Annotated in this window: 26 protein-coding genes and 1 pseudogene; 14 read left to right on the plus strand and 13 right to left on the minus strand. The window is 64.7% G+C overall.

Annotated elements, in window-relative coordinates; all coding sequences use genetic code 11:
- The first annotated feature begins 13 nt into the window (after nucleotides 1-13).
- The 3 genes from NR187_RS23350 to NR187_RS23360 all read left to right on the plus strand — a co-directional run bounded on the left by NR187_RS23350 (nucleotide 14) and on the right by NR187_RS23360 (nucleotide 2,036).
- Entirely contained in the window at nucleotides 14-793 is a 780-nt protein-coding gene (locus NR187_RS23350) for an NAD kinase (protein WP_211386863.1), read from the plus strand.
- Nucleotides 794-880: 87 nt separating this feature from the next.
- On the plus strand, nucleotides 881-1,426 hold the full coding sequence (locus NR187_RS23355) for a response regulator (protein WP_008133731.1): 546 nt from the start codon (nucleotides 881-883) through the stop codon (nucleotides 1,424-1,426).
- Between the two features lie 31 nt (nucleotides 1,427-1,457).
- On the plus strand, nucleotides 1,458-2,036 hold the full coding sequence (locus NR187_RS23360) for an Hpt domain-containing protein (protein ID WP_256807811.1): 579 nt from the start codon (nucleotides 1,458-1,460) through the stop codon (nucleotides 2,034-2,036).
- A gap of 139 nt (nucleotides 2,037-2,175) precedes the next feature.
- Here the strand turns inward: NR187_RS23360 and NR187_RS23365 are convergent, their stop codons facing one another.
- The 4 genes from NR187_RS23365 to folE all read right to left on the minus strand — a co-directional run bounded on the left by NR187_RS23365 (nucleotide 2,176) and on the right by folE (nucleotide 5,851).
- Nucleotides 2,176-3,351, minus strand: coding sequence for a DUF2336 domain-containing protein (locus tag NR187_RS23365; protein WP_256807812.1), 1,176 nt, complete (start codon nucleotides 3,349-3,351; stop codon nucleotides 2,176-2,178).
- A gap of 187 nt (nucleotides 3,352-3,538) precedes the next feature.
- Nucleotides 3,539-4,600: a lytic transglycosylase domain-containing protein gene (locus NR187_RS23370; protein ID WP_211386933.1), complete on the minus strand. Its 1,062-nt coding sequence runs from the start codon at nucleotides 4,598-4,600 to the stop codon at nucleotides 3,539-3,541.
- 108 nt (nucleotides 4,601-4,708) lie between these two features.
- Complete coding sequence (gene hisI, locus NR187_RS23375) at nucleotides 4,709-5,131, minus strand: phosphoribosyl-AMP cyclohydrolase (RefSeq protein ID WP_256807813.1); 423 nt, start codon at nucleotides 5,129-5,131, stop codon at nucleotides 4,709-4,711.
- Nucleotides 5,132-5,158: 27 nt separating this feature from the next.
- Complete coding sequence (folE, locus tag NR187_RS23380) at nucleotides 5,159-5,851, minus strand: GTP cyclohydrolase I FolE (protein ID WP_211386859.1); 693 nt, start codon at nucleotides 5,849-5,851, stop codon at nucleotides 5,159-5,161.
- A gap of 239 nt (nucleotides 5,852-6,090) precedes the next feature.
- Between folE and NR187_RS23385 the strand changes: the two genes are divergently transcribed.
- Nucleotides 6,091-6,546 carry an iron-sulfur cluster assembly scaffold protein gene (locus NR187_RS23385; RefSeq protein ID WP_211386858.1) on the plus strand — a complete coding sequence of 152 codons (456 nt, stop codon included), beginning with the start codon at nucleotides 6,091-6,093 and terminating at the stop codon, nucleotides 6,544-6,546.
- 49 nt (nucleotides 6,547-6,595) lie between these two features.
- On the opposite strand, the gene NR187_RS23390 is transcribed toward NR187_RS23385, so the two are convergent.
- On the minus strand, nucleotides 6,596-7,498 hold the full coding sequence (locus NR187_RS23390) for a hypothetical protein (protein ID WP_256807815.1): 903 nt from the start codon (nucleotides 7,496-7,498) through the stop codon (nucleotides 6,596-6,598).
- 256 nt (nucleotides 7,499-7,754) lie between these two features.
- On the opposite strand from NR187_RS23390, the gene yidD reads away from it, so the two are divergent.
- Together yidD and NR187_RS23400 are read left to right on the plus strand one after the other, a co-directional pair.
- Nucleotides 7,755-8,093, plus strand: coding sequence for a membrane protein insertion efficiency factor YidD (gene yidD, locus NR187_RS23395; RefSeq protein WP_256807816.1), 339 nt, complete (start codon nucleotides 7,755-7,757; stop codon nucleotides 8,091-8,093).
- A gap of 96 nt (nucleotides 8,094-8,189) precedes the next feature.
- Nucleotides 8,190-8,399, plus strand: a complete 210-nt coding sequence (locus NR187_RS23400) for a hypothetical protein (protein WP_256807817.1) — start codon at nucleotides 8,190-8,192, stop codon at nucleotides 8,397-8,399.
- An 8-nt stretch (nucleotides 8,400-8,407) separates the two neighbouring features.
- On the opposite strand, the gene NR187_RS23405 is transcribed toward NR187_RS23400, so the two are convergent.
- The 3 genes from NR187_RS23405 to NR187_RS23415 are packed head-to-tail and all read right to left on the minus strand — an operon-like array spanning nucleotide 8,408 to nucleotide 11,255.
- On the minus strand, nucleotides 8,408-9,364 hold the full coding sequence (locus NR187_RS23405; protein ID WP_256807818.1) for a PDR/VanB family oxidoreductase: 957 nt from the start codon (nucleotides 9,362-9,364) through the stop codon (nucleotides 8,408-8,410).
- A complete protein-coding gene (locus NR187_RS23410; protein ID WP_211386853.1) occupies nucleotides 9,361-9,885 on the minus strand; it encodes an MOSC domain-containing protein in 525 nt (174 codons plus the stop codon). Before NR187_RS23410 ends, NR187_RS23405 begins: the two co-directional genes overlap by 4 nt.
- Nucleotides 9,886-9,941: 56 nt before the next feature.
- Nucleotides 9,942-11,255 (minus strand): MFS transporter, encoded by a 1,314-nt coding sequence (locus NR187_RS23415; RefSeq protein ID WP_256807819.1) that lies wholly within the window; start codon nucleotides 11,253-11,255, stop codon nucleotides 9,942-9,944.
- Nucleotides 11,256-11,610: 355 nt separating this feature from the next.
- Here NR187_RS23415 and NR187_RS23420 point away from each other — a divergent pair, with 355 nt between their 5' ends.
- Nucleotides 11,611-12,174 (plus strand): helix-turn-helix domain-containing protein, encoded by a 564-nt coding sequence (locus NR187_RS23420; RefSeq protein ID WP_211386851.1) that lies wholly within the window; start codon nucleotides 11,611-11,613, stop codon nucleotides 12,172-12,174.
- 12 nt (nucleotides 12,175-12,186) lie between these two features.
- On the opposite strand, the gene NR187_RS23425 is transcribed toward NR187_RS23420, so the two are convergent.
- Nucleotides 12,187-13,386, minus strand: a complete 1,200-nt coding sequence (locus tag NR187_RS23425; RefSeq protein ID WP_256807820.1) for a hypothetical protein — start codon at nucleotides 13,384-13,386, stop codon at nucleotides 12,187-12,189.
- 14 nt (nucleotides 13,387-13,400) lie between these two features.
- Nucleotides 13,401-14,768 carry an APC family permease gene (locus NR187_RS23430; protein ID WP_211386849.1) on the minus strand — a complete coding sequence of 456 codons (1,368 nt, stop codon included), beginning with the start codon at nucleotides 14,766-14,768 and terminating at the stop codon, nucleotides 13,401-13,403.
- 327 nt (nucleotides 14,769-15,095) lie between these two features.
- Here NR187_RS23430 and NR187_RS23435 point away from each other — a divergent pair, with 327 nt between their 5' ends.
- Both NR187_RS23435 and NR187_RS23440 read left to right on the plus strand, forming a co-directional pair.
- Nucleotides 15,096-16,415, plus strand: a complete 1,320-nt coding sequence (locus NR187_RS23435) for an alpha/beta hydrolase (protein ID WP_256807821.1) — start codon at nucleotides 15,096-15,098, stop codon at nucleotides 16,413-16,415.
- Between the two features lie 173 nt (nucleotides 16,416-16,588).
- Nucleotides 16,589-16,915, plus strand: a complete 327-nt coding sequence (locus tag NR187_RS23440) for a GrlR family regulatory protein (protein ID WP_211386847.1) — start codon at nucleotides 16,589-16,591, stop codon at nucleotides 16,913-16,915.
- Nucleotides 16,916-16,985: 70 nt separating this feature from the next.
- Here the strand turns inward: NR187_RS23440 and NR187_RS23445 are convergent, their stop codons facing one another.
- Nucleotides 16,986-17,375: a hypothetical protein gene (locus NR187_RS23445; protein ID WP_211386846.1), complete on the minus strand. Its 390-nt coding sequence runs from the start codon at nucleotides 17,373-17,375 to the stop codon at nucleotides 16,986-16,988.
- Nucleotides 17,376-17,466: 91 nt separating this feature from the next.
- Entirely contained in the window at nucleotides 17,467-18,642 is a 1,176-nt protein-coding gene (locus NR187_RS23450) for an MFS transporter (RefSeq protein WP_256807822.1), read from the minus strand.
- A gap of 186 nt (nucleotides 18,643-18,828) precedes the next feature.
- Here NR187_RS23450 and thrS point away from each other — a divergent pair, with 186 nt between their 5' ends.
- From thrS to NR187_RS23475, 5 genes are all read left to right on the plus strand, one after another.
- The gene (thrS, locus tag NR187_RS23455; RefSeq protein WP_256807824.1) at nucleotides 18,829-20,898 is read left to right on the plus strand and encodes a threonine--tRNA ligase; all 2,070 of its coding nucleotides are present in this window, start codon (nucleotides 18,829-18,831) and stop codon (nucleotides 20,896-20,898) included.
- A gap of 87 nt (nucleotides 20,899-20,985) precedes the next feature.
- Nucleotides 20,986-21,990, plus strand: coding sequence for a hypothetical protein (locus tag NR187_RS23460; RefSeq protein ID WP_211386843.1), 1,005 nt, complete (start codon nucleotides 20,986-20,988; stop codon nucleotides 21,988-21,990).
- 9 nt (nucleotides 21,991-21,999) lie between these two features.
- Complete coding sequence (locus NR187_RS23465) at nucleotides 22,000-22,224, plus strand: hypothetical protein (protein ID WP_211386842.1); 225 nt, start codon at nucleotides 22,000-22,002, stop codon at nucleotides 22,222-22,224.
- A gap of 126 nt (nucleotides 22,225-22,350) precedes the next feature.
- Nucleotides 22,351-22,914 (plus strand): nitroreductase, encoded by a 564-nt coding sequence (locus NR187_RS23470; RefSeq protein ID WP_211386932.1) that lies wholly within the window; start codon nucleotides 22,351-22,353, stop codon nucleotides 22,912-22,914.
- 63 nt (nucleotides 22,915-22,977) lie between these two features.
- On the plus strand, nucleotides 22,978-24,246 hold the full coding sequence (locus NR187_RS23475; RefSeq protein WP_211386841.1) for a serine hydrolase: 1,269 nt from the start codon (nucleotides 22,978-22,980) through the stop codon (nucleotides 24,244-24,246).
- Here the strand turns inward: NR187_RS23475 and NR187_RS23480 are convergent.
- A pseudogene (locus NR187_RS23480) lies at nucleotides 24,232-26,694 on the minus strand (putative bifunctional diguanylate cyclase/phosphodiesterase). The gene NR187_RS23475 and the pseudogene NR187_RS23480 overlap by 15 nt on opposite strands.
- Between the last annotated feature and the right edge of the window lie 155 nt (nucleotides 26,695-26,849).

Here is a 26,849-nt window from a genome sequence, read left to right on the forward strand (position 1 = left end):
CTGCCCGGAAGCCATGACAAAGCCAGCGCGATACGACCGGATCGCCTTCGTCGCCAGCCCGAGCAGCGAGGCCCAAGCCGCCTTCGGCCAGCTCACCAGGGACTTCGGCAATTGCGACCCGAAGCAAGCCGACGTCGTCGTCGCGCTTGGCGGCGACGGGCTCATGCTCCAGACGCTGCACCAGAACATGCACTCGGGAAAGCCGATCTATGGCATGCACCGCGGCACCGTCGGCTTCCTGATGAACGAGTACTCGACGGTCGACCTACGGGCCCGGCTCGAGGCGGCTCAGGAATCCGAAATCCACCCGCTCCTGATGCGCGCGACCGACGTCAACGACCGCGTCCATTTGCATCACGCCATCAACGAGGTCGCCCTGTTCCGGCAGACCTACCAGGCCGCGCGCCTGCGTATCCTGATCGACGAGCGCGAGCGCATGTCCGAGCTGATCGCCGACGGCATCATGGTGGCGACGCCGGCCGGCTCGACCGCCTACAATCTGTCCGCCCAGGGCCCGATCCTGCCGATCAACGCCGCTCTCCTGGCGCTGACGCCGATCAGCGCCTTCCGGCCGCGCCGCTGGCGCGGCGCGCTGCTGCCGAACACCGCCTATGTCGTCATCGAGGTGCTGGAGGGCGACAAGCGGCCCGTGGCGGCGGTCGCCGACCACGACGAGGTGCGCGACGTCCGCCGCGTCGAGGTGCTGTCCGACAAGACCATCTCGATGCGCATGCTGTTCGACCCCGGTCACAGCCTGGAAGAGCGCATTCTGCGCGAGCAGTTCGGTTCCTGAGCGCCTGGCCAGGCGGCCAATCGCAACCCTTCATTAACTCCCGGCGAGATATGGTTAACGAAACTTGACCGCTTCGGCCCGGGCTCAATGTTCCGCATCGATTTCAACAAGCTGCGCTTCCTCGTCTGTGACGACAATCCGCACATGCGCCGCATCCTGCGGACGCTGCTGCATTCCTTCGGCGCGCGCGAAGTCTACGAGGCCGAGGACGGCGCGACCGCACTGGAAATGTACAGCCATTACGTGCCCGACATCGTCATCACCGACTGGGCGATGCCGATCTTCGACGGGCTCGAGCTTGCGCAGATGATCCGGCAGCCGGAATCCAAGGGCAATCCCTACGCGCCGATCATCATGCTGACCGGCCATTCCGAGAAGCGCCGCGTCACGGTGGCGCGCGATGCCGGCGTCACCGAATTCCTGGCCAAGCCGATCTCGGCCAAGGGACTCTACCAGCGCATCCTCAACGTGGTCGCCAGTCCCCGCCCCTTCATCAAGACCAAGACCTATTTCGGCCCGGACCGGCGCCGCAACACCAACTCCGCCTATATGGGCCCCGAGCGCCGCGTCGGCGAAAAGCACGAGGTGCTGCAGCAGCCCTCGCTGCTCGACAAGGCCCGCTCCTCCATCTAGCGCAACGTCTCTCACGATCGAGGCCGACATCATGGCGAAGAACAGCGCAAGGGACATCGAGGTCACGGCCTTCGCCACGCATCAGGTCATCACGCAGCCCAACCCGCTGCGCAAGGTCATGCGCCGAGTCGAAGAGAAGGACATGGACGATCCGGTCGGCCACGCCGAGCAGGCGCTCGCGGGCCTCTCCAGCGAGTTCAAGGACTGGATGGCGACCGAGGTCGCCCGGCTGTCGGCCGCCTACGTCGCCGTCCGGCACGACGGCTTCAGCAAGGACAGGCGCGACGAGCTGTTTCGCGCCGCGCACGACATCAAGGGCGATGCCGCGACCTTCGGCTACCCGGCGGCGGCGGGAATTGCCGAGAGCCTGTGCCGCGTCATCGAGCACGCCCCCGACCTCGAGAAGGTGCCGGCCGAGCTGTTCACGCACCACATCAACGCCATCCTCGCCATCGTGCACGAGAACACCAAGCTCGACAGCATCAGCGTCTCCGCCGAGCTCAGCCGTCGCCTGCGCAAGGTCGCCGACGACTATCTCGCCCACGTCAATCGCGACCGCCCCGAGCATCTCGAGGCGATCCTGGCGCCGAGCATCATGCCCGCGGCATAAGGGCCCGACTTTCTCCTCGCGTCATTACGAGCGTAGCGAAGCAATCCGGACTGTCCCCACCGAGGGATTCTGCATTGCTTCGCTGCGCTCGCAATGACGGAGTTTGTATCTTCCGGCCTGCCCCATCGCAGACGTTGTATTATGCCGCGATCAGATCGCCGTATACCGGGTCGATCGCCTCGTCCGCGGCGAGCTCGTCGCAGAACACCCTCGCCTCGTCGCGCGCGGATTCGGTGGCGAAGCGGCGCAGCAGGACCATCAGCGGTTCGGTCGCGCCGTGGTCGGTCTCGCAATGGGTGAGCACGCGCTCGACCATGCGGCGGCGCAGCCGCGCCGCGCCGTCGTCGGTATCGACAAAACCTTGCTCGTGGCAGGCATCGAGCGCCACCTGGAACGCCGCAAACGTCGCCTCGGGAAGGCCGGCGCGTCGGAGCAGCGCGTGCAGGCTGCTGCCGCCGCGATCGTGCAGCAATGCGGACACGCGCGCCAACGGCAGATCGGCGAGTTCGGCCAGGGCCGCGTCGAACAGGTCGAGATTACTCGACAGCAGCGCGCGCAGGATAAGCCCCGCGGTGAGCTGGCCGGTGATGCGCAGGTGGCGCACCAGACCCTGCATGTCCTCGCCGCGCGAGCGCGCCGCGATGTTCATGGTGGAGCGGTCACGCGCCTCGATCGCTATGCGCTCGGCCCGATCCGCGCTCAGCCAGTTCCGCGCCACGACGAACTGCGCCAGTGTCTCGGAGAGTTTTGCCACCAGCGCGGCGCGCGTGGCAGACGGCAGATCCTCCAGCACCAGCATCGCCTCGCGGATCGCGGCAAGATGGCCGTGACGCTCGACGATACGGTCCCATGAGAACGGCGCGAGCTCGGCGTGGGGATTTTCGATCAGCTCGAGCGCTGCCGCCGCGCAGCCGACTTCGGCGATGGCGGCGCAGACGGAAACCGGTAGCGCGATGCGGCGCGCGACCGCGCATTGCACCTCGTCGTTGCCGGTCGCGACGATATCGACGAGATCGGCGTCGATCAGCAGCGGAGAATGTTCGAGCACGGGCAGCGCGACGGTCGGCTGGTCCGCCGAGAGCGCCCGCACGATCGATGCCGGCGCGTCGGTGCTGCGCGCGAACGCCTCGGCCATCGCCTGCCGCACCAGCGGCGAGGGATCGTCGAGCAGCATCAGCAGCGCGCCTTCGGCGGCGATGCGGTCGTCTGTGGAAAGATCCGAGATCAGCCAGGCCCGGGCCAACGCCCGTGTTGCCTCGGCCCGCTCGCCGGCGGGCGCCGTCCTGATCCAATTGATGAACTGCCGAACGATCATGGGGCTTCCGGCTTACGCAACCCAACGAAAACGGTGACGGCTTGTCACCCGCAACACAAAATAAACCACGACGCTTAACAAAGCGTTCACCATAACTGGCTGGTTTTATTGACGTTTTGTTAAGGGAACAAAAGCGCTTTCACTGGCCCGGCTCGGTCCCGCGGTGCCTGCGAGACGAGAGCATGGACTAGCTTGAGAACGTCCCGCTGCGATCGCTGAAGAGATCGAGCGGCTGCGGCGGCCGCACATCCGGCGTCGCTGATGCGGCCGCGGTGAGCGAGGCATTGTTGCCCCACAATGTCTGCACAGTCGTCGAGACCGGCTGCGTGGCATCGCCGGGCTGATAGATCGAGCGAAACGCCGGCGTGCTCGGCGCATTGTCCGCGACCGTCGTCGACGACACCGCGCTGACGGGCGTCACGGCGCGCGTGTTCGGAAAGGTCTGGAGATAGGCGGCATTGTCGATCACCGGCGCTGCAGGCTGCACGCCGTTGGCACTTGCGACCTGCGTGGTCGACGGAGCGCCGCCGTACATGGCCATCGCGCTTCGGGTGGTTTTCGAATTTGCCGCACTGGCGTAGCGCGCGTCCAGCACCGAATAGACCTCGGACACGCTGCGCGCGCGGCCGTCCTTGGCGTAGAAGATCGAGCGATTGGCGGATGCAGCGTTGGGAAACAACCGCGCGCCGACCGCTTGCGGATTGTCCTCGGCATTGGCGATCAATTTCGCCGCGCCTCCGACGCCCATGAAATGCGCCATGTAGAGTTCGCTGTCGCTCGGCCTGCGGCCGAGCAGCCCGGTGAGCTTGAAGCTGTTCGACTGCGTCAGCGCTGCCGCCATGCTGGAGGCCGCTTCCGGGTCGTCGCGCAGCTTCATGATCGACCGCTTCATGGCGGGATCATCGACGGTGTAGCCACCCGACGAGGTCCTGGAGATGGCGTCGGAATAATTGCCGTAGCCGAGCTGGGTGCCAGCCTCCTTCACCGTGCCGAGCCAGGTCTGGTCGATGAACTGGTAGAGCCCGTGCGCCGACGAGGTAGTGGCTCCCGCCGCGGCATCGAAATCCGATTCCATCTTGGCGGTGGTCAGCATGTACTGGAAGCTGACGCCGGTGATGTTCGAGGCCTGCTTGATCGCACCGGCGACGCGGGCCCGCGACGGATCGAGAACCGCCGTCTGAGAGGCACTGGAATTGTCGACCGACATGATGAAGTGCCCGCCCCGCGCGGCGTTGAGAGCGCCGGCAATTCGGCGCCTGTCGTCTCTCACCGTGGGACAGGTATGGTTAATGCGGGGTTAATTCGGCTCTCGCACCCGTTCCGGGCGCGCGAAGCACGAACCCGGATGACGGCAGGGCTATTTCTTGTAGACCACGTCCGGATCGAACAGCCTGCTCGCATCGACAAAGACAAGCCTGGCACCGCCGCCATCAGCCTCGACCTTGCGATAGAAGCATGACCGCCGCCCGGTATGACATGCCGCGCCGATCTGCTCGACCCGGAGCCAGACTGCATCCTGGTCGCAATCGGTGCGGATCTCGACCACGCGCTGGGTCTGACCCGAGGTCTCACCTTTTCGCCACAAGGCATTGCGCGAACGGCTGAAGTACCAGGCTTCGCCGGTCGCAATCGTCTTGCGCAGCGCCTCATCATTCATGTGGGCAACCATCAGCACGTCGCCGGTAGCGACGTCGGTCGCAACGACCGTCACGAGGCCGCTTGCGTCGAACCGCGGCAGGAAGGAAAGCCCTTCCTCGGTCTCATGGGAGTGAGCGGACACAGTAACCTCGCCAATTTATTCGCGAGGTCAGCGCTGCAGGCCTCGCACGAGGGACAGGAAGCGGGCCTGCTCCGCCGGATTGTCGCGGAACATTCCGGTGAATCGGCTGGTGAAGGTGGAGGCGCCATGCTTGGCGACGCCGCGCACCGACATGCAGGTATGCTCGGCTTCGATCAGCACGGCAACGCCGCGGGGCTTCAGCACCTCATCAATGGCGGCCGCGATCTGCGCGGTCAGATGCTCCTGGGTCTGGAGCCTGCGGGCGAAGATGTCGGTCAGGCGGGCAAGCTTGGACAGGCCGACCACGCGTTCCACCGGCGTGTAGGCGATGTGCGCCTTGCCGTAGAACGGCATCATGTGATGCTCGCACTGCGAGGTGAACTCGATGTCGCGCACCAGCACGAAATCGTCGTAGCCGGCGGTCTCGCCGAACGTGCGGTCGAGCACCTCGGCCGGACACTGGTGGTAGCCCTGATAGAGTTCGTCGAAAGCCTCGACCACGCGACGCGGCGTGTCCAGCAAGCCTTCGCGCTGGGTGTTCTCGCCGATATAGGCGAGCAGCGTCTTGACCGCCTGCTCGGCTTCGGCGCGCGCGGGGCGCGGCTGGTCGGCGCGGACGGCGGCGGCGAGGAATTCGGCAGGATCAAGCTCCGCGGGGCGGCCCTCGGTCTGCTTGTCGGAAGGTTTGTTGGGGCGGATGGATTTGATTGCAGCGTCCATATCGACTCCGTTCGACGGCCTTGCGGCCGGAGTGTCACCGGCAGACGGGGCGGCGAAGCCGCCGGACGCCTGAACAGAACAATATCGGCGAAAAAGGCCTGCTGGTAACGCCAGCCGCGAGGTTCTGGATCACCGCCGGCACGCCGCTGGACTGTTTTTCCGCCAGTTCCGTCCCTATATAGGACCGTGGACGCCGCCCGCCAAGGCCGATCGGGCGAGGAAGTGCTGGACTCCATCACATGCTGAACGACATCTATAACAAGCGGATCATCGAGCTGGCCGGGAATATTCCGCGCCTCGGGCGGCTGTCGGATCCCGACGCCACTGCGACCGCCCACTCCAAATTGTGTGGCTCGACCGTGAAGATCGACCTCAAGATGGAGGGCGACAGGGTCACGGACTTCGCGCACGACGTGAAGGCCTGCGCGCTGGGACAGGCCTCCTCATCCATCATGGCAAGTCACGTGGTCGGCTCGACTGCGAGTGAACTCCGTGAGTTACGCGAAACCGTTCGCAAGATGCTGAAGGAGAACGGCTTGCCTCCTCAAGGCAAATGGGAAGAGATCAAGTTCCTCGAGCCGGTTCGCGACTACAAGGCGCGCCATGCCTCGACGCTCCTGACCTTCGATGCCGTGGTCGATGCCATCGGCCAGATCGAGGCGAAGGCCAGGCAGCCGGCCTCGGCACAAAGCTGATTCCGGGGGCGTCGCTTCAGCGCCCGAAAATGAAATCAGGGATCTGAGGCTACTTCTGCGACGCCGCCCCCGGCGTCGCCACCACGCCACCCGTCGGCACCAGGGCTTCCGCCGTCTTGGTCGACTTGGCCGGATGCTCCGGTTCCGAACCGAACCTGGCCTGCGTCTTCGGTGCAAGCTCCACCATGGCCGGGGCGGAGATATCCACATGGGGCAGCACGTCGGCCACGAGATCGGTCGTCACGAGATTGGTGAGCTTGAGCTCGCCGGTGTCGAGCTCGTGCAGATCTTCCCACGGCGGGATGCTGAGCGCGAGCGACAGCAGGTCGCCGGCGCCGCCCATGTCGAAGGTGTATTTGGCAAGCCGGCCGATGTCGCGCTCAACGATCATCAGGTCCTGCGCGCTGTAGCTCGCCGCCTTGGCGTCGTCGGCGCGATCGCCCATCCAGATCTGGTGGACCCGCACATGCGCCGCCTCCGGCACGTAGCGCTTCTTGCCGGCCAGCAGCAGGAACACGCACATGGATTCGCAATAGGCCTCAGGCGCGACCGCCGCACGGACCGTCTGCCCGCCGCGGCTCTGAACGCTGACCCCGACCGTGGTCAGAAGTCCGAGATTGCGGAAGCGGCGGCCGAGCGTGATGGCGTCGTTGACGGAACCGCCGCTGGAATCGAGCACCACGGTGGCGCCGCCGAGCTGGCGTCCACGCGAAAACTCCTCGAAATCTCTGGGCGTATCAGCGGTGATGATGCCGACCGCGCTGACCCAACCGCGGCAATTCGGCTCGCAGGCGATCCAGTTGAACTTCATCGGCAGCTTGCGCTCTTCGAGGGCAGCACCGGCTCGGGCTGACGACCCGAGTGTCGCGACGGCGCCAGCCAACACGACTCCACAAGCGGCGGTTCCCACCAGCAACCAGCCGCGAAGATTGAGCGACTTCAGAAGTTTCAAACTGGTCCCTTCCCCAAGCCCCAAGCTTTAAGCCCAAGCCTTTAAGTTCGAGCCGATTCAGGCAAGTCCCGCTCTGACGTTCCAGTGAGTCTCACATGAACGTCACAAAAATGGTATCCGTGGGAATACAGATCGTCCATAGGTACTTGCTGCACTGCTCCCAAAAACCATGCAAAATATGGCGCGCAAACAACAGCTTAAGGTTCCCTGCGCCGGAACCGCGCAAAACCTCGCCCACGATCGCAGCAAAGCGCCCATGAAGCATTCAGCCTGCGAGCATTGCTCCAATCCCGTCGCGGGTGCGCTCCGGCTGCCGCGCAGATTCGGCCGCGCTCTGATCTGGCTCTACCGCCACACGCTCTCGCCGCTGGTTGGCTACAATTGCCGGCACCTGCCGACCTGCTCGGTCTATGGCGACGAGGCGATCGAGCGGTTCGGACTGTGGGCCGGCGGCTGGATGACGCTCGCGCGCCTGCTCCGCTGCAACCCCTTCGGCACCTCGGGCATCGACAACGTACCCCTGACCGGGCCACAGGGTGCACGCTGGTACTTGCCCTGGCGTTACGGCCGGTGGCGCGGAGTCAACGCCGCGTAAGCATGCTGCAGTGCTTTGCGCATGCTTACGCGGCGTTGAGTGGAACCTGAACTCACCGCGCGCATTGTTCTGATGCTCCCCCGGGAGGAAACAACAATGCGCTGGAAAATCAGCCCTCATTTCCGCTTCAGGCCTGGCCCAAATCTCGGCTCCAGGGGGCATCACGACCCCAGGACCCTCGACATGCTCGCCATCATCGCGCTGCTGGTGCTGGTTATCGGTTCCGGCTGGTATCTGGCGATGAGCTTGGCCACGCCGCCAAGCACGACGGCGTTCATCGTGCCAAGCCAGAGCGTGCACTGGTAGGCCAGACGTCAGAGATCCAGCACCAGCCGATCAGCGTCCGATCCGCCGACGCAGACCATGAGATAGCGTTCGCGCTCGTACGGCGACAGGATGCGGTCGCGGTGTACGGGCTTGCCCTCGAGCCACCCCACCTTGCAGGCACCGCAGATGCCGCCGCAGCACGACGTCGCGATGTCGACACCTGCTTCCTGCAAGGCGGCCAGCATGCTCTGGCCCGCGCGAACCGGGATTTCGGTTCCCGAGCGCGCCAGAGCCAACGTGAACGGCTTCGCGTCGGGGTCGACGGCCGGTGGCTTCGCGACGAAGCGCTCGATATGAACATTCGCCGCCGGCCACGCTGCGGTCACGCGCTCGAAATCGCCGATCATGCTTTCCGGCCCGCAGCAGGCCACCAGCGTCTCGGCTGCGCTCTCCCCAACCAGCGCCGCAAGATCCGGACGTCCTCCCCGGGACGTGCAATGCACGACGATGCGACCTTGATCGATCAAGGGCGCCAGGTGAGACGCAAGCGGCACCTCCTCGCGCACGATCAGATGCAGCGTGAAGTCGGCATCCCCCGTTCGTGCGAGGTGCCGCGCCATCGACAGGAACGGCGTCACGCCGATGCCGCCTGCGACGAACACATGGCGCACAATCTGCCCGCCCGGCTCCAGCCCGCCGCGCGGCAGCGAGACGCCGATGACCTCGCCAATCCTGATCTCGTCGTGAAGCGTACGCGAGCCGCCGCGTCCATCGGCCTCGCGCTTCACCGCGATGACATAGCGCGTGTTGTCGGCGGGCTCGTTGCACAGCGAATAGGTGCGGACGAGACCGTTCGGCAGGTGCAGATCGATATGCGCTCCGGGCTTGAAGGGCGGCAATTCCCATTGATCGGGATCCGTCAGCGTGAACAGCTTTATCCCGGCGCCAGCCTCTTCGATGCCGGCGACCACCGTCTTGATCGTCGTGATCGGACGCAACTTCATGCTGCGTTCCGCACGGTGTCGCCGAGCCTGACGGCGCCCCCTTGCAGGATCCTGCAGTTGAGGCCCGAGCGATTGATCAGGGGATCGAAGATCGCCTTGCCGGTGATCTCCTCGATGTGCCGGCACGGCACCGACAACCGGGTCGCTTCCAGCAAGGTCTCGCCCAGCCAGAAGCGGCGCCCGACCAGATGGTTCAGCGGCACGCCCTCGACCGTCACGTTGCGGCGGTGCTCTTCGGGGCCGAGCTCAATGCCGGCATCACGCTTGAGCGCGATCAGCGTCTCGAGCTCGAACAGGGTGACCTGGCGGCCCTCCTCGGGCTTGTGCGAGTAAAAACCTTCCTCGCGGCCGACCATGTAGCGGTCGCCTTCAATCCCTCTGCCGGCAACAAGCGTGATCGATTCCGCTGCGCGCATCGGCAGGAACGCGCGCGGGGCAAGATGAAGGAAGCGGACCACGCCGGTCCAGCCGAGCTGTGCTGCGCCGCTCTGCGCCGGGCCGGCGCTGACAATATCAAGCATGACAATTTCCCCTCGAGAGGTGATGGGTGCGCCGCAACAAGCGGCGCGCCGCGGGATCAGGTCAGTTCCTTGTTCGCCATCTCCGGCGCAAACGCGGTCGCGGTCGCGGTGACGACGGCGCAGGCGATCAGCAGCAGCGACACCGGCCAGGTTGCACCGCCGCTCCAGGCCATCAGAGAGGCCGCAATCAGCGGCGTCAACCCGCCGCTGAGGGCCGCGCCGACCTGAAACCCGAGCGAGGCGCCGCTGTAGCGCAGCCGCGCGGAGAAAAGCTCGGAGTACCAGGGCGCGCCGATGCCGAACATCACCATCTGGCCGAAGGTGATCACGATCACGATGGTGCAGACGACGATGGTGGGATTGCGAGTGTCGAGCAGCCAGAACAGCGGGAAGGCAAATAACGCCGAGAACAGGCAGCTCGCATAGAACATCGTCTTGCGTCCGAGGAGATCGGACAGCCAGCCGAATAAGGGAATGGCGATCAGCGCAACCAGCGAGGCGGCGAACGCGCCGTTCAGCACCACCGAGCGCGACAGGCCGAGATTGGCGGTGGCGTACGACATCACGAACACGCCGCCGATGCTGGCATAGGCGATCTCCGAAATCTTCAGTCCGACCGCGGTAAAGAAGGGCCTGCGATGGTGCTTGAAGATCTCCACCACCGGCAGGCTCGCGACCTCCTTCTTGGCCTGGACCTGGCGGAAGGCGGCGGTCTCCTCCATGTTGAGGCGGATGTAGAGGCCGACGCCCACCAGCAGGATCGACAGCAGGAAAGGAATGCGCCAGCCGTAAGCCATGAACTCGCTTTCCGGCAGGCTCGCCACCAGCGCGAACATGCCGATCGCGGCGAGATTGCCGATGGGATTGCCGACTTGCACCATGCTGCCGAGCAGGCCGCGGCGATGCGTCGAACAATTCTCGACCACCATCAGCACCGCCCCGCCCCATTCGCCGCCGAGGCCGATGCCCTGGAGAAAACGCAGGCCGATCAGGAGCAACGGCGCCGCGATGCCGATCTGCTGATAGGTCGGAAGCAGGCCGATCAGGAAGGTGCCGATGCCCATCACCATGATCGTGATCGCGAGCATCGCCTTGCGGCCGACCCGGTCGCCGTAGTGGCCGAAGATTGCCGCACCCAGCGGCCGCGCCAGGAACCCGACCGCATAGGTGCCGAAGGCCGCGATGGTGGCGAGCGTGGGGTTGCCCGCGGCGAAGAAGACCTTGTTGAAGACCAGCGCGGTCGCCGTGCCATAGATCAGGAAGTCGTACCATTCGACCGCGGTGCCGATCACGCTCGACCACACGATCCGTCGCAAGCTCGCCGCTTCGTCCGGCGCTACATTCAGGGTGACGTCGTCTGCTACGGTCATCGATCTCTCCAAAAAGTACCGGCGCCAGGGAAAGCAGTTGGTTCTGTCCGTGGAGCCCATCGGCAGCCAAGGCGGTAAAATCGATCATGTTTACTGTTGGAAATCAACGACGCAGAACGCGGCAGATGCTGCGGATCGCGGCAATACGCATCATTTGCACCATTTTTCGGCGATCTTCTGCAAAATACCAGCCTGTCTGCTCACAATATCCGCGGCTGTGCTCGAAATTTCTGCGCATAAGTTTTCCATTGGAATACAGGTGTCGGGGGACCCGCGCCCGCGGTGCGGACCGCCGGGCTGGCAGTCGGCCGGCATCTGTTGCAAAAGAGGCATCAGCAGTTCAGGAGACTCATGCGTGCTTGACGTCAGCAAAGCGACAGCCGTCGGGGCCAATATCCGTCAGGCGCGGATCGCCAAGGGCCTGACGCTGGATCAACTCGCCAGGCAGAGCGACCTCACGCGCGGCTACATTTCGCTGGTCGAACGCAACCTGAAGATCCCCTCGCTCGCAGCGCTGCTGCGGATGGCGGCCGCGCTCGAGGTCAATGTCGCGAACTTCTTCGACCCGAACGCCGAGCCCGCACCGCGCTATACGCTGTTCCGCCGCGAAGGCGGCAACGTGCCGCTGTTTCAGGACACGTTCGGCGTGGTCCCGCTGGCGACCGGCCGCACCCGCAAGATGATGGAGCCGTTCCTCCTCAGCCCGCCGCACAAATCGGCGACGCGCGCCTCGCATGCAGGCGAGGAACTGCTGTTCGTCGTCAACGGCAAGATTGCGATCAAGCTCGACGGCGAAGATCTCGTCCTCGGCAAGGGCGACTGCCTGTACTTCTCAGGCGAGACCCCTCACGAGGTCAGGAGCCTCGGCCGGCAGAAGGCCGAGGTTCTGGTCGTCGTGGCCCAGAGCCCGGTGGGCTGACGTCGGCGAGTTCTACCGTAACCAGAAAAAGCGTGCCGGCGGCGGCACCGGTTCGGGCGGACGCGGCCGCTTCGGACGCTGTGGTTTGGGCGCCGGTTCGGCGGATGAGGTGGTCTCCGCACCCGGCGTCGTCTCGGACCCCGGCACCCTCACCAACAGCAACAGGTTCGACTCGTGCATGCGCCAGCGGTAGCCGACGCCGAAATCGATCGGCTGGGCGCGCGTGAACAGCTCGGCGTAACGCTCCTGGTAGCGGCCGGGGAATTCATTGATCGGTCCGAGGTAGCGGCCGAACGGAAAGAACCGCCACTGCCGCGTATTGTAGTTCGCGAGCGGAATGCCGGAATCGTCCTGGATGATGGTCGCACTGTTGGCGAGCAGCCAGTCGCGCGCGACGGTGAAGTTGCCGGAGTGCAAGAGATAGGACGCACTCTTGATCAGGCTGTTGCCGGGACCGAGCGTCCCGCAGAACTTCAGGAAGCCCGCCGCGCGCGCACCTGGGTTGGAAAGATCGGTCGAGAAATAATACAGCGTGCGCGCTTCGCCGTCGCTGCCGGCGAAGGTGATACGGGCGCCGCGCGTCGCGTTCGGTCCCGGATTGTCGTTGCCGACATGGATCCCGCCCTTGTCGTCGAGCGCGACCATCTCGACATTGCGGATGGTCTTGCCGGAGCGAACCAGGAAGACATAGAGGATCGGCAAGGTGCCGTTGACCTGGTTGGTGTGCAAATCGACCTTCATCTGCTTGGTGATGAAGAAGGAAAAGCTCAGGATCGAGCCGAGCGAGCGCTCGACATTGTAGAGCGCGGCACCGACCGAGCCGCGCGGCAGCCGTGTCAGGTCGGGCACCGCGCCGACCGGCTCCAGCGCGCCGAGCACATAAGTGCTCGCCTTGGAATAGAAGGCATTGGCATAGAGGAAATCCGGACCGCTGAACATGTAGAACATGGTCGGACGGGGTGCGGCCAGGTTGACGTCGGCCCAGCTCCGGATCTTCGAGAGCTGGCGCTGCTCGAGCTGGGCGAAGGCGCCATCGAAGAATTTCGCGTGGCGCTGCCAGCCCGGATCCTTCGTGAGCGGCACCAGCGGCGAATCCGCCGAAGGCTGCATGCCCGCAAGGAAGCGCGCGGAGTCATCGAAGGTTGCGTCGGCGGCGTGCACGGACGAGGCGGCCGCAGCCAGCAGGGCGAGAGCGACGGCCGCAATTCTCATGGGTCGAAACATGTCTATTCGCGATTGTGTGACGTGCCGGCGGCGACCGGCCGCCTGCGGAAAACGGCATAAATCAACAGGCCCGAGAGCATGACGAGCATCCCCGCCAGCGACTGCACCGGCCGCTCGGTCAACAGGTAGTACATCATGAACGCGGTCACGAGCAGGAAAATGAGCGGCGTGAACGGGTATCCCCAGGCGTGATAGGGCCGCGGCAGGTCGGGATCGGTGATGCGCAGCTTGATGACGCCGGCGACCGTGAAGAACGAGCAGAACAAGAGCGCGAACTGGATGAAGTCGAGCACCGCCTCGAAGCTGCGCGTGAACAGCAGCAGATTGGCGACCGCGAGCTGAAACAGGATGGCATAGGCTGGCGCACCGCCCACCGATCGCTTCGAGAACACGCGCAGGGCCGGAATATCCTCCCCCATCGTCATCATCACCCGCGGACCGATCCACATCATCGCGCTGATGGAGGAGATCAGGCCAAAACAGATCATCGCGCCGACGATCCGACCGCCGAGGCCGCCGAAGATGGCGCTGCCGGCGACGCTGGCGACGTCGAGCTGGCCGGCGAGCGAGCTGACCGGCGTGGAATAGAGAAACACCGCATTGAGCACGACATAGAGGACGAGCACGATCAGCGTGCCTGCGAGCAGCGCGCGCGGCAGGTCCCGCTGCGGCATGTTCATCTCGCCGATGATGTAGGTCGCGGCATTCCACCCCGAAAACGAGTACATCACGAAGACCAGCCCGATCGCGAAAGGCGCGCTGACGATGTGCGCGAGGTCGCCGGGCTGCGGCGTGAAGGCGATCGGCTGCGGCACGCCGATGATGAAGCCCGCGACCAGAAAGGCCACGATCAGCACGACCTTCAGGATGGTCGAGATCAACTGGAAAGTCGAGGAGTGCCTGACGCCGGTCAGTTGCACCAGCGACACCAGCCACACCACGCCGATGGCAAGCGGGATCGGCGGCAGATCAGGCACGACCGACTTGGCATATTCGCCGAAGGCCATCGCGGCGAGCGCGACCGGCGCCGCGAAGCCGACCGTCGCCGAGACCCAGCCTGCGAGGAAGCCGAAGGCGGGGTGATAGGCGCGGCCGAGGAAATTGTACTCGCCGCTCGAGCGCGGAAACATCGCCCCGAGCTCGCTGTAGGAGAACACCCCGCACAGCGCGACGATGCCGCCGACGGTCCACAGCAACAGGATCGAGAAGCCGGACGGGATGTCCTTGACCTGGAAACCGAGGCTGGTGAAGACGCCGACCCCGATCATGTCGGCAACGACGATGGCGGTTGCGACCAGAACGGAAACCCCGGAGCCGCTTCCGGTCAGCCGGCCAGTCCAGGGCGGCGTACCCGCATCTGATGCCGTCATCGGGGTCCTCAACCTTAGGCGTACGCCTCGTGGGAGCATCGTGCAGTTTGGTCCAGTCAATTCAAGCAGGGTTAACAAGGGTTAAATGAGGCGGGCCGGATAGGTATTCAAACACCCCTTGCGCATGGCCTCGGGCAATAAACCCGCGGAAGCACCGGAGAAGCCCGTTTCCCTTCCCCACAATCAGGACACGATTGCGTGGTCCTTTTGAGCGTTCCGGATGTGGGGAAGTTTGTCCGGACACTTAACGTCGCCTAAACGCCTGTCGGCTCAATTAGCCTAAACATTGCCGCTGGGCTTGTGGACATGACTTGGGGTCATGGGTGGATGATCGGGGCCGTTCCGAACCTGAGAGCTGACATTCGTGCAGACCGGACGACGTCCGGTCTGCACGGTCGTGCGCTCCGTTTCGTCTTGATCTCAGCCTTGGTGCCGCTGTCGCTGACGCTGGTTCAATGCGGCAACCCGCCGAATCCGGCAGCGCTTGCGGCGAACTCGCAGGCCAACGTGCAGGTCGTTGCGAAGACGAACCAGCAGGTCGCAAGCAGCGACACGTTCGAGGATCGCTTCCCGGCCCCGCAGTTCAGGGAGCGCTTCCCCTTGGCCAGCGAGAGTTTCCTGCAACGGCAGATGTCGGACTTCTCGCCCAAGCGCGCCGTGCAGCAGCAGCCGGAGCAGGCGCCCTACAAGGTGGCCTCGCTGGCACCGCAGGCTCCCTATCAGCGTCCGCCGCGCGAAGACCTGACCACGCTCGTCAGCATGAAGTCGTCCGCCTTCCCCTATTTCGGCAACAACCCCGCTTCCGACGCCCCCTTCCTCAACATCTCCAAGGGCGAGCGCCGCGGCCACCGCAGCTATTCGGGCCGCGTGTTCTGGCAGGACGAGACCTACAATGACAGCCGCGTGCTGATGCACGTGCCCGAGCATTTCGACGTCCGCAAGCCGGGCGTGATCGTGGTGTTCTTCCACGGCAATGGGGCGACGCTGGAACGCGACGTCCGCGACCGGCAGCTGGTGCCGCAGCAGATCACCGATTCCGGCGCCAATGCCGTGCTGCTCGCACCGCAAATGGCGGTGGATGCCGCCGATTCCAGCGCCGGCAAGTTCTGGCAACCCGGCGGCCTCAAGCGCTTCATGGCGGAATCGGCCGACCATCTTGCCCGCCTCACCGGCGATCCCAACAGCGCCCGCGCCTTCGCCAGCATGCCGATCGTGATCGTCGGCTACAGCGGCGGCTTCCTGCCAACGGCCTGGAGCCTCGAGGTCGGCGGCATCAGCGACCGTGTCCGCGGCGTCGTGCTGCTCGACGCCGTCTATGGCGAGATGGACAAGTTTGCCTCCTGGATCGAAAGCCACCGCTCCGGCTTCTTCGTCAGCTCCTACACCCGCTACACCGCTCGGCGCGACCGCGAGCTGATGAGCATGCTGCGGCAGAAAGGCATCAGCGTCTCCGAGGACATGGACGGCCCGTTGCGTCCCGGCAGCGTGGTGTTCGTCGAAACCGGTGACGGCATCACCCATCGTGATTATGTGACGCGCGCCTGGACACGCGACCCGCTCAAGGACGTGCTGGTGAAGATGTCGGCGACGCCGTCACTCGCGTTGACGCGCGTTGCATCCACCAATCCATCCGCGTCGAGCCGCTAGGCTTGCAATATTGCGCCAGTCGGTATTTGGCCAAGCGTGCCTGCAACTGACTCGGACCTTGATCAAAATGTGATGTTGATGACCGACATCCCCGGGAGCCACCGGATTGTTTCCGCTGGCAACGAACATAGTTTGCCGGCCAAGCTGCCATAGGAATTCTGCGGGGACAGGTCGTGCGTCAAGGATTGTACAAGGTCGACTTCCACACGGTTCACGGCACCGGTTGCGGCGTCGTCTATGTGACGGACGGCAAGATGCGCGGCGGCAATTCCGCTTTCGCGTTCGTCGGCACCTACACGGGCAAAGGCGACAGCATCAAGGTCAAGATCTCGACCGAGCGCTACAATGACGACCCGTCCTTCAAGGCGCTGTTCGGCATCGACCGGATCACCCTGACGCTCGCCGGCCGGGAGGATGGCGAGACCGCGGAATTCGAGGGCACCGCACTGCAAGTGCCTGGCGTTGCCTTCAGGGCCGTGCTGAGCCGGATCAGCGACTGACCGTCCGGCTCCCGGATCTCAAGACTTGGGCTCAGATCCTGGCCTCAGACCTTGGCCTCAGATTTCGGCTTTAGGTCTTGGGCAGTTTCGGAATGCTCTCGGCAAAGCCGTTGAAGCAGGCCAGCCGCTCGTCCTCTTCCTTGAAGAAGCGGCAATCGGCGTAGCCCTTGGCCTTCGCCGGCTTCGGCTTCGGCGTCGGTGGAATAATGGCGTCGTAGCAATTGAGCCGGTCCTTGGTGCCGTCATCGAGGTCGAGGCAGGCCTGGAGTCGGGCCGCGATCGATTGCGGCTTGCCCTTCGGCGCCGCGGCCGGCTTGGCCGTTGCCTCTTTGGTGCCCGCCTTAGTCCCCTTGGGCTTGACCTGCACCAAGGGCTTGTCCCCGACCATCGGTGGCTTGTCGGCTTGCGCGAACGCGGAGGCTGAATAGAGCACCGCGGCAACCGCCAGAATCATCCTCATCTCAGTCAACTCTCTTTGGTCCCCATGACCGGCCTTCTAGCGCCCCGGCGCGCGGTTTGCCAAGCACCTTGCGCACGCGAAAAGGCGGGATTCAGGCGGGAGCTGCGGTTGCCGGCCGGGGCCGGGTCAGGACCACCAGGATCAGCGCGAGCACGACGAAACCGACCGCAACGAAGCCGAGCGCATGCAGCAGTTCGCGGGCGAACAGCAATCCGCCGACGGCAGAGCCGACCGCCTGGCCGACATAAAGAACGGAGGTGTTGAGTGCGACGGTCGCCGATGCGAGTTGTGGCGCGGCCGCGACCAGCCGCACCTGCTGCATCGAATTGGTCGAGGCAAAGCCGAGGCCCCAGATCGCGACTGCACCCGCCATCAACACGAGCGTGCCGGCGCCGAGCGCCCAGCCCGTGATCCCTGCCAGCAGCAGGCAAGTGAACAGCAGCGAGGTGCGATAGGGTCCCGAGGTGTCGACGATGCGGGTCGCGATGACGACGCCGAGGAAGCCGCAGAGGCCGTAGAGAGCGAATACCATGCCGATCGCATCGGGCCCGGCGCCGGTCAGCCTCTTGAGCAGCGGGCCCATAAAGGTGAACACCACGAACTGCCCGGACATCTGCAGCATGGTGATCGCGAGCAACAGCAGGATCGTCCTGCTGCGGCTGACTGCGCTCCAGGTCTTCAGATCCACCGGAGTGCCCTTCAACCCCGCCGGCAGCCGCAGCAGCAACAGCACGAAACTGACGCAGCCGAGCACGCCGATCTCGCCATAGGCCGCGCGCCAGCCGTAGCGGCTGGCGATGAAAGTGATCAGCGGAAGGCCGACGGCGGCGGCGAGCGACCAGCCGAGAAAGATATAGGCGATGGTGCTGCCGCGCCGCTCCACCGGCACGATCAGCGCCGCCGTGCCGGCGGCCTGCGGCGTATAGAGCGCGCCGACCGCAAGCATCACCAGGCGGATAACGAGGAGGCTCGCATAGTCGGGTGCAAAGGCCGAGGCGAGATTGCCGAAAGCGAGCACCGCCAGCGTCGTGGTGAGCAGCGTCCGCCGCTCGATACGACTGGTGAGCCAGGCCGTCAGCGGCGAGCCGATGCACAGGATGATCGCGCCGAAGGTGATCAGAAGACCGGCTGCATCGATGCTGACGTCGAGCCCCGTCGCCAATTCCGGCAGCATCCCCGCCGGCGCCAGCACCGAGCAGCCGGTGACGAGGTTGCCGAGCATCAGGGCGGTTGGCGTGAAACGGCCGGCGAAAGGCGACTTTTCCATGCAGCTGCATGTAGAACACGTCTCCGGCCGGTTAAAGGGCGCCGTGCGAAATAGTTGGAGCACCGCCCCGGCTTTTGCGCGCCACTTTCTTGGAAATGCCGGATTGCGCAGGCCGAATCGCCTGATATATCGCTCGTTCCCGCTTACCTGCGCTCGTTCGCAGGAGTGAGCCTCAGGAGAAAAGCAATGACCGACCAGCCCAAGGACCAGCCCAAGTCCGAGCAGCCCAAATCCGAATCCGGCTTTCAGTACAGCCTCAGCAATCTGAGGCCCGTGACCCCGCTGGAAAAGATCACCCTCACCTTCCCCGACGGCGCCCGGCGCGAATACGCCAAGAGCATCACCGGCCTCGAGATCGCCAAGGGCATTTCGCCGTCGCTGGCCAAGCGCACGGTCGCGATGGCGCTCGACGGCGTGGTCTGCGACCTCGACGATCCCATCGAAGCCGATGCCGGGATCGAGCTGATCAACCGTGACGATCCCCGCGCGCTCGAGCTGATCCGCCACGACTGCGCCCACGTGCTGGCCGAAGCCGTGCAGACGCTGTGGCCGGGCACGCAGGTCACCATCGGCCCCGTGATCGAGAACGGCTTCTATTACGACTTCTTCCGCAACGAGCCGTTCACGCCGGAAGACTTTGCCGCGATCGAGAAGAAGATGCGCGAGCTCATCGCGCGCGACAAACCTTTCACGAAGGAGGTTTGGGATCGCGAAAAGACAAAGCAGGTGTTCCGCGACAAGGGCGAGGCGTTCAAGGTCGAACTGGTGGACGCCATTCCCGGCAACGAGCCGATCAAGATCTATTACCAGGGCGACTGGTTCGATCTCTGCCGCGGCCCGCACATGACCTCGACCGGCAAGGTCGGCAACGCCTTCAAATTGATGAAGGTGGCCGGCGCCTATTGGCGCGGCGACAGCAACAACCCGATGCTGACCCGCATCTACGGCACGGCGTTCGCCAAGCAGGAGGACCTCGACGCCTATCTCAAGCAGATCGAGGAGGCCGAAAAGCGCGACCATCGCAAGCTCGGGCGCGAGCTCGACCTCTTCCATTTCCAGGAGGAAGGTCCGGGCGTCGTCTTCTGGCACCCGAAGGGCTGGACCATCTTCCAGCAGCTGATCGCCTATATGCGCCGGCGCCTGACCGGTGACTACAACGAGGTCAACGCGCCGCAGATCCTCGACAAGTCGTTGTGGGAGACCTCGGGCCATTGGGGCTGGTACCGCGAGAACATGTTCGCGGCGCAGTCGGCCGGTGACGAAGCCGAGGACAAGCGCTGGTTCGCGCTCAAGCCGATGAACTGCCCCGGCCACGTGCAGATCTTCAAGCACGGCCTGAAGAGCTACCGCGACCTGCCGCTGCGGCTCGCCGAGTTCGGCGTGGTGCATCGCTACGAGCCGTCCGGCGCCATGCACGGGCTGATGCGCGTGCGCGGCTTCACCCAGGACGACGCCCACATCTTCTGCATGGAGGACCAGCTCGCCGACGAGTGCCTGAAGATCAACGAGCTCATCCTGTCGACTTACGCCGATTTCGGCTTCACCGGCGATCTCACCGTGAAGCTGTCGACGCGGCCGGAGAAGCGCGTCGGCACCGACGCGATGTGGGACCACGCCGAGCGCGTGATGGCCACCGTGCTGCGCGAGATCCAGTCGCAGAACAATCACATCAAGACCGAGATCAATCCGGGCGAAGGCGCCTTCTACGGGCCGAAGTTCGAATATGTGCTGCGCGACGCCATCGGCCGCGACTGGCAGTGCGGCACCACCCAGGTCGACTTCAACCTGCCGGAACGGTTCGGTGCGTTCTACATCGACCACGACAGCGGCAAGAAGCCGCCGGTCATGGTGCATCGCGCGATCTGCGGTTCGATGGAGCGCTTCATCGGTATCCTGATCGAGCACTATGCCGGCAACTTCCCGCTCTGGCTGTCGCCGGTGCAGGTGGTGGTCACCACCATCACGTCGGAGGCCGACGAGTATGCCAAGCAGGTGCTGGAGCAGGTCCGGCGCGCGGGGCTTCGGGCCGAGATCGACCTGCGCAACGAAAAGATCAACTACAAGGTCCGCGAGCATTCGCTGGCCAAGATCCCGGCGCTGCTCGTGGTCGGCAAGAAGGAGGCTGAGACGCAGTCGGTTTCCGTCCGCCGGCTCGGCAGCGACGGCCAGAAGGTAACGACGACGGTGGAGGCCATCGCCGCCCTCGTCGACGAGGCGACCCCGCCGGACGTGAAACGGGCGCGTGCGGCCGGCTAGCAGCCGCGCGTCCCTGCGACGCTTTGCGACTCGATTTCGCAACCTGAAGATGTAGTATCCCTCCGTCGTCATGACGGGGGGATCAGCATGAAGCTCGAATCCGCGCGCGCATTGAAGCTGGAGATCGCCAGCGAGGTCGTGCCTCCCGCCGTGGCCGCCATCAGCGCCGCCGGCGGTTTTTCGGTCACCACCTTCGCGCTGCACAAGCTGACCAATGCCGAACCCCTGGTCGCGCTGGGTGTTGCACCGGGAAAAACCGAGAATGACGTCAGGCTCGCTGTCAGATTGCAGCGCCATTCGCTGGAGCGATCGGGCGGATTGCTGGAAAATATCCGCAAGCGCGCCAAGAACGAGGTCGATGTCCGCTTCGTCGGCCGGATCGCCAAGCACGCCCTGCCTTGGTATCGCCAGCGCCAGCGGCCGCTTCAGTGCGGCTGTTCCGTCGGACACTTCAAGATCACGGCGGGAACGATCGGTGCGATCGCCAGGCAACGCAAGACCGGCCATGACGTCATCCTGAGCAACAACCATGTGCTCGCGAACGAAAACGACGCCAAAGCCGGCGACGCCATTCTGCAGGCGGGCGCCTTCGACAAGGGCAAGATGAAGGATGCGGTGGCCAAGCTCACGAAATGGGTGGACCTGCGGCCCAATGGCGCCAATCTGCTCGACGCTGCCATCGCTGCATTGTCAAAGGGCATCGACGCAGACCCGCTGGACTACAAAGGCATCGGCACGCTCGCCGGGGCGCGCATCGCGCCCCTGTCCCCCGGAATGGCGGTATCCAAGGTCGGACGGACCACCGGCGTTACCCATGGGCGGATCAGCGCGATCGAGCTCGACAAGGTCGTGATCCAGTATGACCTCGGAATGATCTCGTTCGACGACCAGGTGGAGATCGAATCCACCGGCGCCACCTCGTTCAGTGCGGGCGGCGATTCCGGCTCGCTGATCCTGGATGGGGAGAACCGCGGCTGTGCCCTGCTGTTCGCCGGCAGCGAAACCGGCGGATCGAACGGCCGCGGCCTCACCTATGCCAATCCGCTCGCAATCGTGCTCAAGAGGCTGGCAATCGACCTGCATGGCAACTAGATTACGGCCATGAACGAGACCAAGATGGCGGCGGTTCGCCGCGCCAAGGAACGGTTCAGCGCGTTGATGCCGAAGGGCCTCGACGTGGTCGGGGTCGGCATCGGCTTGAAGGGCGACGACCCGGCCCTGAAGGTCAATCTTGGAACCGCTCCGAAAGACGACAGCCTGCTGCCGGAAACGATCGACGGCGTGCCCGTTGTCTACGACTATGTCGGCAAAATCCTCAAACGCTGACCGAGGCCGCATCGCAAATCCGGCCGTCCGTCTTTTTACAATCTCTCGAAACAACCTTCCGGTTGCTTCGTCGCCGACCTATCTCGGTGACAGGAGTTGCCACTCCCTATGACGAAAGAGATCTCCGTGCCCGACGCCATCGAACTCCTGAAGACCCGCCGCTCGGTCAAGCCGCGCGAGATGTCCGGCCCCGGCCCCTCCCCGGCCGAGCTCGAGACGATCCTCACCATCGGGGCGCGCGTGCCCGACCACGGCAAGCTCGCGCCCTGGCGCTTCATCATTTTCGAGGGCGATGCACGCCAGCGCGCCGGCGAGGTGATCGCGAAGGTCTTTGCCCGGAAGAATCCCGGCGCGCCCGCGGCGGATGTCGAGACCGAGCGCAAACGCCTCACCGATGCGCCGCTGGTGATCGGCATCGTCAGCTTCACCAGGCCGCATCCCAAGGTGCCGGCCTTCGAGCAGGAATTGTCGGCGGGCGCCAGCGTCATGAACATCGTCACGGCCGCGACCGCGCTCGGCTACGGCGCCTGCTGGCTGACCGGCTGGTTCTCCTTCGATCGCGACGTGCTGGACGGTCTCGGCCTCAAGCCGGACGAGAAGCTTGCCGGCTTCGTCCATATCGGCAAGCCGACCAAGCCGAGCGAGGACCGCCCGCGACCGGTCCTTTCTGAAATCGTGACGCGATTTTAATCGAAGGCTTGTTGACGCCCCCGACGTCTTGCGGCTTTGATCCCGGCGAGGGAGGAAGCCCGGATGATGCGTCGTGAATTTCTGGTCGGGGCCGCGCTGCTTGCAGGTACGATGGCGCGAGGCCGCGCCGCCGACATCCCGGCGCCGTCGTCCGACGGGCTCGACCGCATCACGGCGTACTTCGACAACGAGGTGACGAGCGGCCGGCTGCCGGGCGCCGTGATCCTGGTCCAGCAGCACGGCAAGCCGGTCTATCTGAAGACGTTCGGCGTGCGCGACACCAGGACGGGCCTCGCGATGACGCCCGATACGGTCTTCGCCATCCACTCCATGACCAAGCCGATCACGTGCCTTGGCGCGATGATGTTGATCGACGACGGCAAGCTCGCGCTCGCCGATCCCGTCTCGAAATACATCCCCCTCTTTGCCGATACCAAGGTGGGCCTCGAGGTCACCAATCCCGACGGCACGCTGGCGGTGGATCTCGTGCCGCCGGTCCGTCCCGTCAACATCGAGGATCTGCTGCGGCACACCTCGGGCATCAGCTACGACTATATCGGCGGCAAATGGGTCGAGCAGGCCTACAAGGCCGCCAACATCTTCGAGGGGCAATTCAACAACAGGGAATTCGCCGAGCGCATCGCGAAATTGCCGCTGGCGCGGCAGCCGGGAACGCTGTGGCGCTACGGCCATTCCACCGACGTGCTCGGCAGCGTCATCGAGATCATCTCGGGGCAGACGCTGTACGCATTCCTCAAGCAGCGCATCTTTGATCCACTCGGCATGAGCAGCACCAAGTTCACGCTGGCGACGGAAGACGAGCTCGCGCGGATGGCGCGGCCGCTGCCGAACGACTACATCCTGCTCGCCGCCGAGCGCGACCGCCTCGACCATCCCGAATGGCAGTCCGGCGGCGGCGGGCTGCTCTCGACCATCAGCGACTATCAGCGCTTCTCGCAGATGCTGCTCAACGGCGGCGAGTTCGAGGGCAAGCGCTATCTGAGCGCTGCTGCCTTCAAGGCCATGACGACCGATCACATCGGGCCGGGCTCCGGCGTTGCCCGCGACTATTTCTATTTCCCGGGCGACGGCTTCGGCTATGGCTACGGCCTCGCGATGCGCACCGATCCCGGCAATGCGAAACCTCCGCCGCCGGGCTCGCTTGGCGAGTTGAAATGGGACTCAGGCAGCGGCACCTATTTCGGCGTCGATCCCAAGCTCGACATGGTCTATCTGTTGATGCAGCAGACCCAGAACGAGCGTGGCCGCATCACGCCCGCGTTCAAGGCGCTGGTCTATGATTGCTATCCCGAAGGGCTACGCCGCCCGTGAGGCGCGCCGGCCGAAATCGGCGAGCAGCTTTGCGATCTCGGCAGCAGGCCGCGCCGCGCTGAACAAGAAGCCCTGCACCTCGTTGCAGCCTTCGGCGCGGAGCCAGTCGAGCTGATCCTCGGTCTCGACGCCCTCCGCGGTCGTGGTGATGTTGAGGCTGCGGCCGAGGCCGGAGATCGCGCGCACGATCGCTCCGCAATCGGGCCGCAGCGCCAGATCCTTGACGAAGGAGCGGTCGATCTTGATCTTGTCAAAGGGAAAGCTGCGGAGATAGCTGAGGCTGGAATAGCCGGTGCCGAAATCGTCCATGGAGATGCTGACGCCGAGCTCGCGCAACTGATGCAGGATGGCGAGATTGGCGTCGGTCTCGGCCAGGAAGATCGACTCGGTGATCTCGAGCTCGAGCCGCTTCGGCGACAGGCCGGACCGCGCCAGTGCCGAGATCACGACCTGAACCAGATTGCGGCTGCGGAATTGCGCCGGCGACAGATTGACCGCGACCTTGACGTCGACCGGCCATTTCACCGCCTCGGCGCAGGCCTCGCGCAGCACCCACTCACCGAGCTGGGTGATCAGGCCGATGTCTTCTGCGACCGGAATGAACTCCGCCGGTGAGATCATGCCCTTGTCCTGGTGACGCCAGCGCAGCAGCGACTCGAAGCCGGAGATGCGGTCGGAGGCGGTCGACACCAGCGGCTGGTAGTGCAGCTCGAACTCGCCATTGGCAAAGGCGCGGCGCAGATCGAGCTCCATGTCGCGGCGCTTCTGCGCCTGCAGATCCATCTCGCGCTCGAAGAAATGATGCACGCCGCCACCGTCGGACTTCGCCCGGTACAGCGCCATGTCGGCGTTGCGCATCAGCTCTTCCGACGTCACGCCGTCACCCGGCGACAGCGCGATGCCGATGCTGGCACCGATCACCATCTCCTGGCCATCGAGCTCGTAGGGCGCCTTCAGCATGTCGATCAGCAGGCTCGCACAGGCGCTGGCTTCGTTCGGCGAGACATCGGCCGCGAGAATCACGGCGAACTCGTCGCCGCCGAGCCGCGCCGCGATATTGGCGCCGCGGACCGTGGTGCCCAGACGTGCGGCGACTTCCTTCAACAGGCGGTCGCCCACCGGATGGCCGAAGGAATCGTTGATGTTCTTGAACAGATCGAGATCGATGTAGAGCACGCCGACCCGTTTCCCCGCGGCCTGGTCGAGCGCCTGCTTCAGGCGCTCCTGGAAATATTCGCGGTTCGGCAGGTCGGTGAGCCCGTCATGGTGCGCCATATGGGCGATCCGCGCCTCCGCCTTGCGCCGTTCGGTGATGTCGACCACCGCGACGAGATAACCGTCGCGATCGTCGAAGGCAACGCGGCGGCCGAAGGTGAGCACCTCGATCTCGCTGCCGTCGGCGCGCAGATGCCGCCAGTTGCGCGAGGAGTGATAGGTGTCGCCGACGCATTCGAGCGCCTCGGCGTGGCTGTCCCACTCGTCCTGCGGCCAGATCTCGTGCAGCCTCATGCGCAGGAAGACGGCACGGCTGTAACCGTAATGCTGGACCGCCGCGTCGTTGACGCCGAGGAACTGCTTGGTCTAGGCATCGAACACCCACATCGGCATCGGGTTGTTGTCGAACAGCAGGCGGAACGAGGCGTCGCGCCGCTTCAACACGGTGACATCCGAGATCGTCAGCGAAACCATGTCGGCGAAGGCGGTGGCGCTCAGCCGCAGGTTCCGGCCATCGCTATCGATCTCGAAACAACGAGGGGCGCCGTCCGCAATGACCTCGCGCAATCGATCCATCACCTCGGGCGAAGACAGCAGGCTCTCACCATCGAGGAGTCGTTGCCATTGCAGGGTATGCGGTCCTGCTCCCAGCAGCTTCGAGGCGCCTTGATTGTGGTGCACGACTTGAAAGTCGAACGGCCGTCCACCGGCGTCGCGCAGGGTCGCCAGCGACACCACAGCGTCGTCGGTCGAGGCGAAGATCGCATCCAGCAGGTTGTACTGCGCGCCCCGCTCGTTGACGTAGGCACCGACCAGCGTCGCGCCCCAGCGCGAGGACGTCGGCAGCGCCAGCAGATCGTAGGTCCTGACCATGCCGTCGCGAACGCAATGTGCGCTGGCCTGGTGCGGCCGTCCGTTGTGGAGTGCGCCGGCCACCGCTTCCGACAGCGCCGCGGCGCAATCGGGCGCGAGCTCGGCGACCGGTATGTCCCAGCGCTCCTCGCCCAGCCATTTCTGCACATAACGTCCGCTGCGCGACAGTTCGAGCGCACCGTCGCCCTTGAGCAGCGCGATGTGGTCGGCGAGCCGTCCCAGGCTGCCGAGCATCACGTCCTCGTAGCGCGGCAGCCGTTCGCCCGGCTTCAACGCGGCATGCCATTTGCGTTGAAGCACCGGGATGTCGTCAAACATTTCGGCGGCCGGTTTTCCCGACACTTTCTTCGCGGCACTCATGGCAGTCCCCAACGCACTTTCCGAGGGCATCCAATGCAGGCGCGCTTAAGGACGTGTAAAGAGCGCTCGGGCGCAGGTTCCATTCGGCGACTATGACAGTTTTAAGTCGGGTGTTGGTTAGTGCGCGTTAGAGACCATGACGGTTGTGCGAAGGC

The sequence above is a fragment of the Bradyrhizobium sp. Bra64 genome, from assembly GCF_024519875.1.
GTDB lineage: Bacteria > Pseudomonadota > Alphaproteobacteria > Rhizobiales > Xanthobacteraceae > Bradyrhizobium > Bradyrhizobium japonicum_G.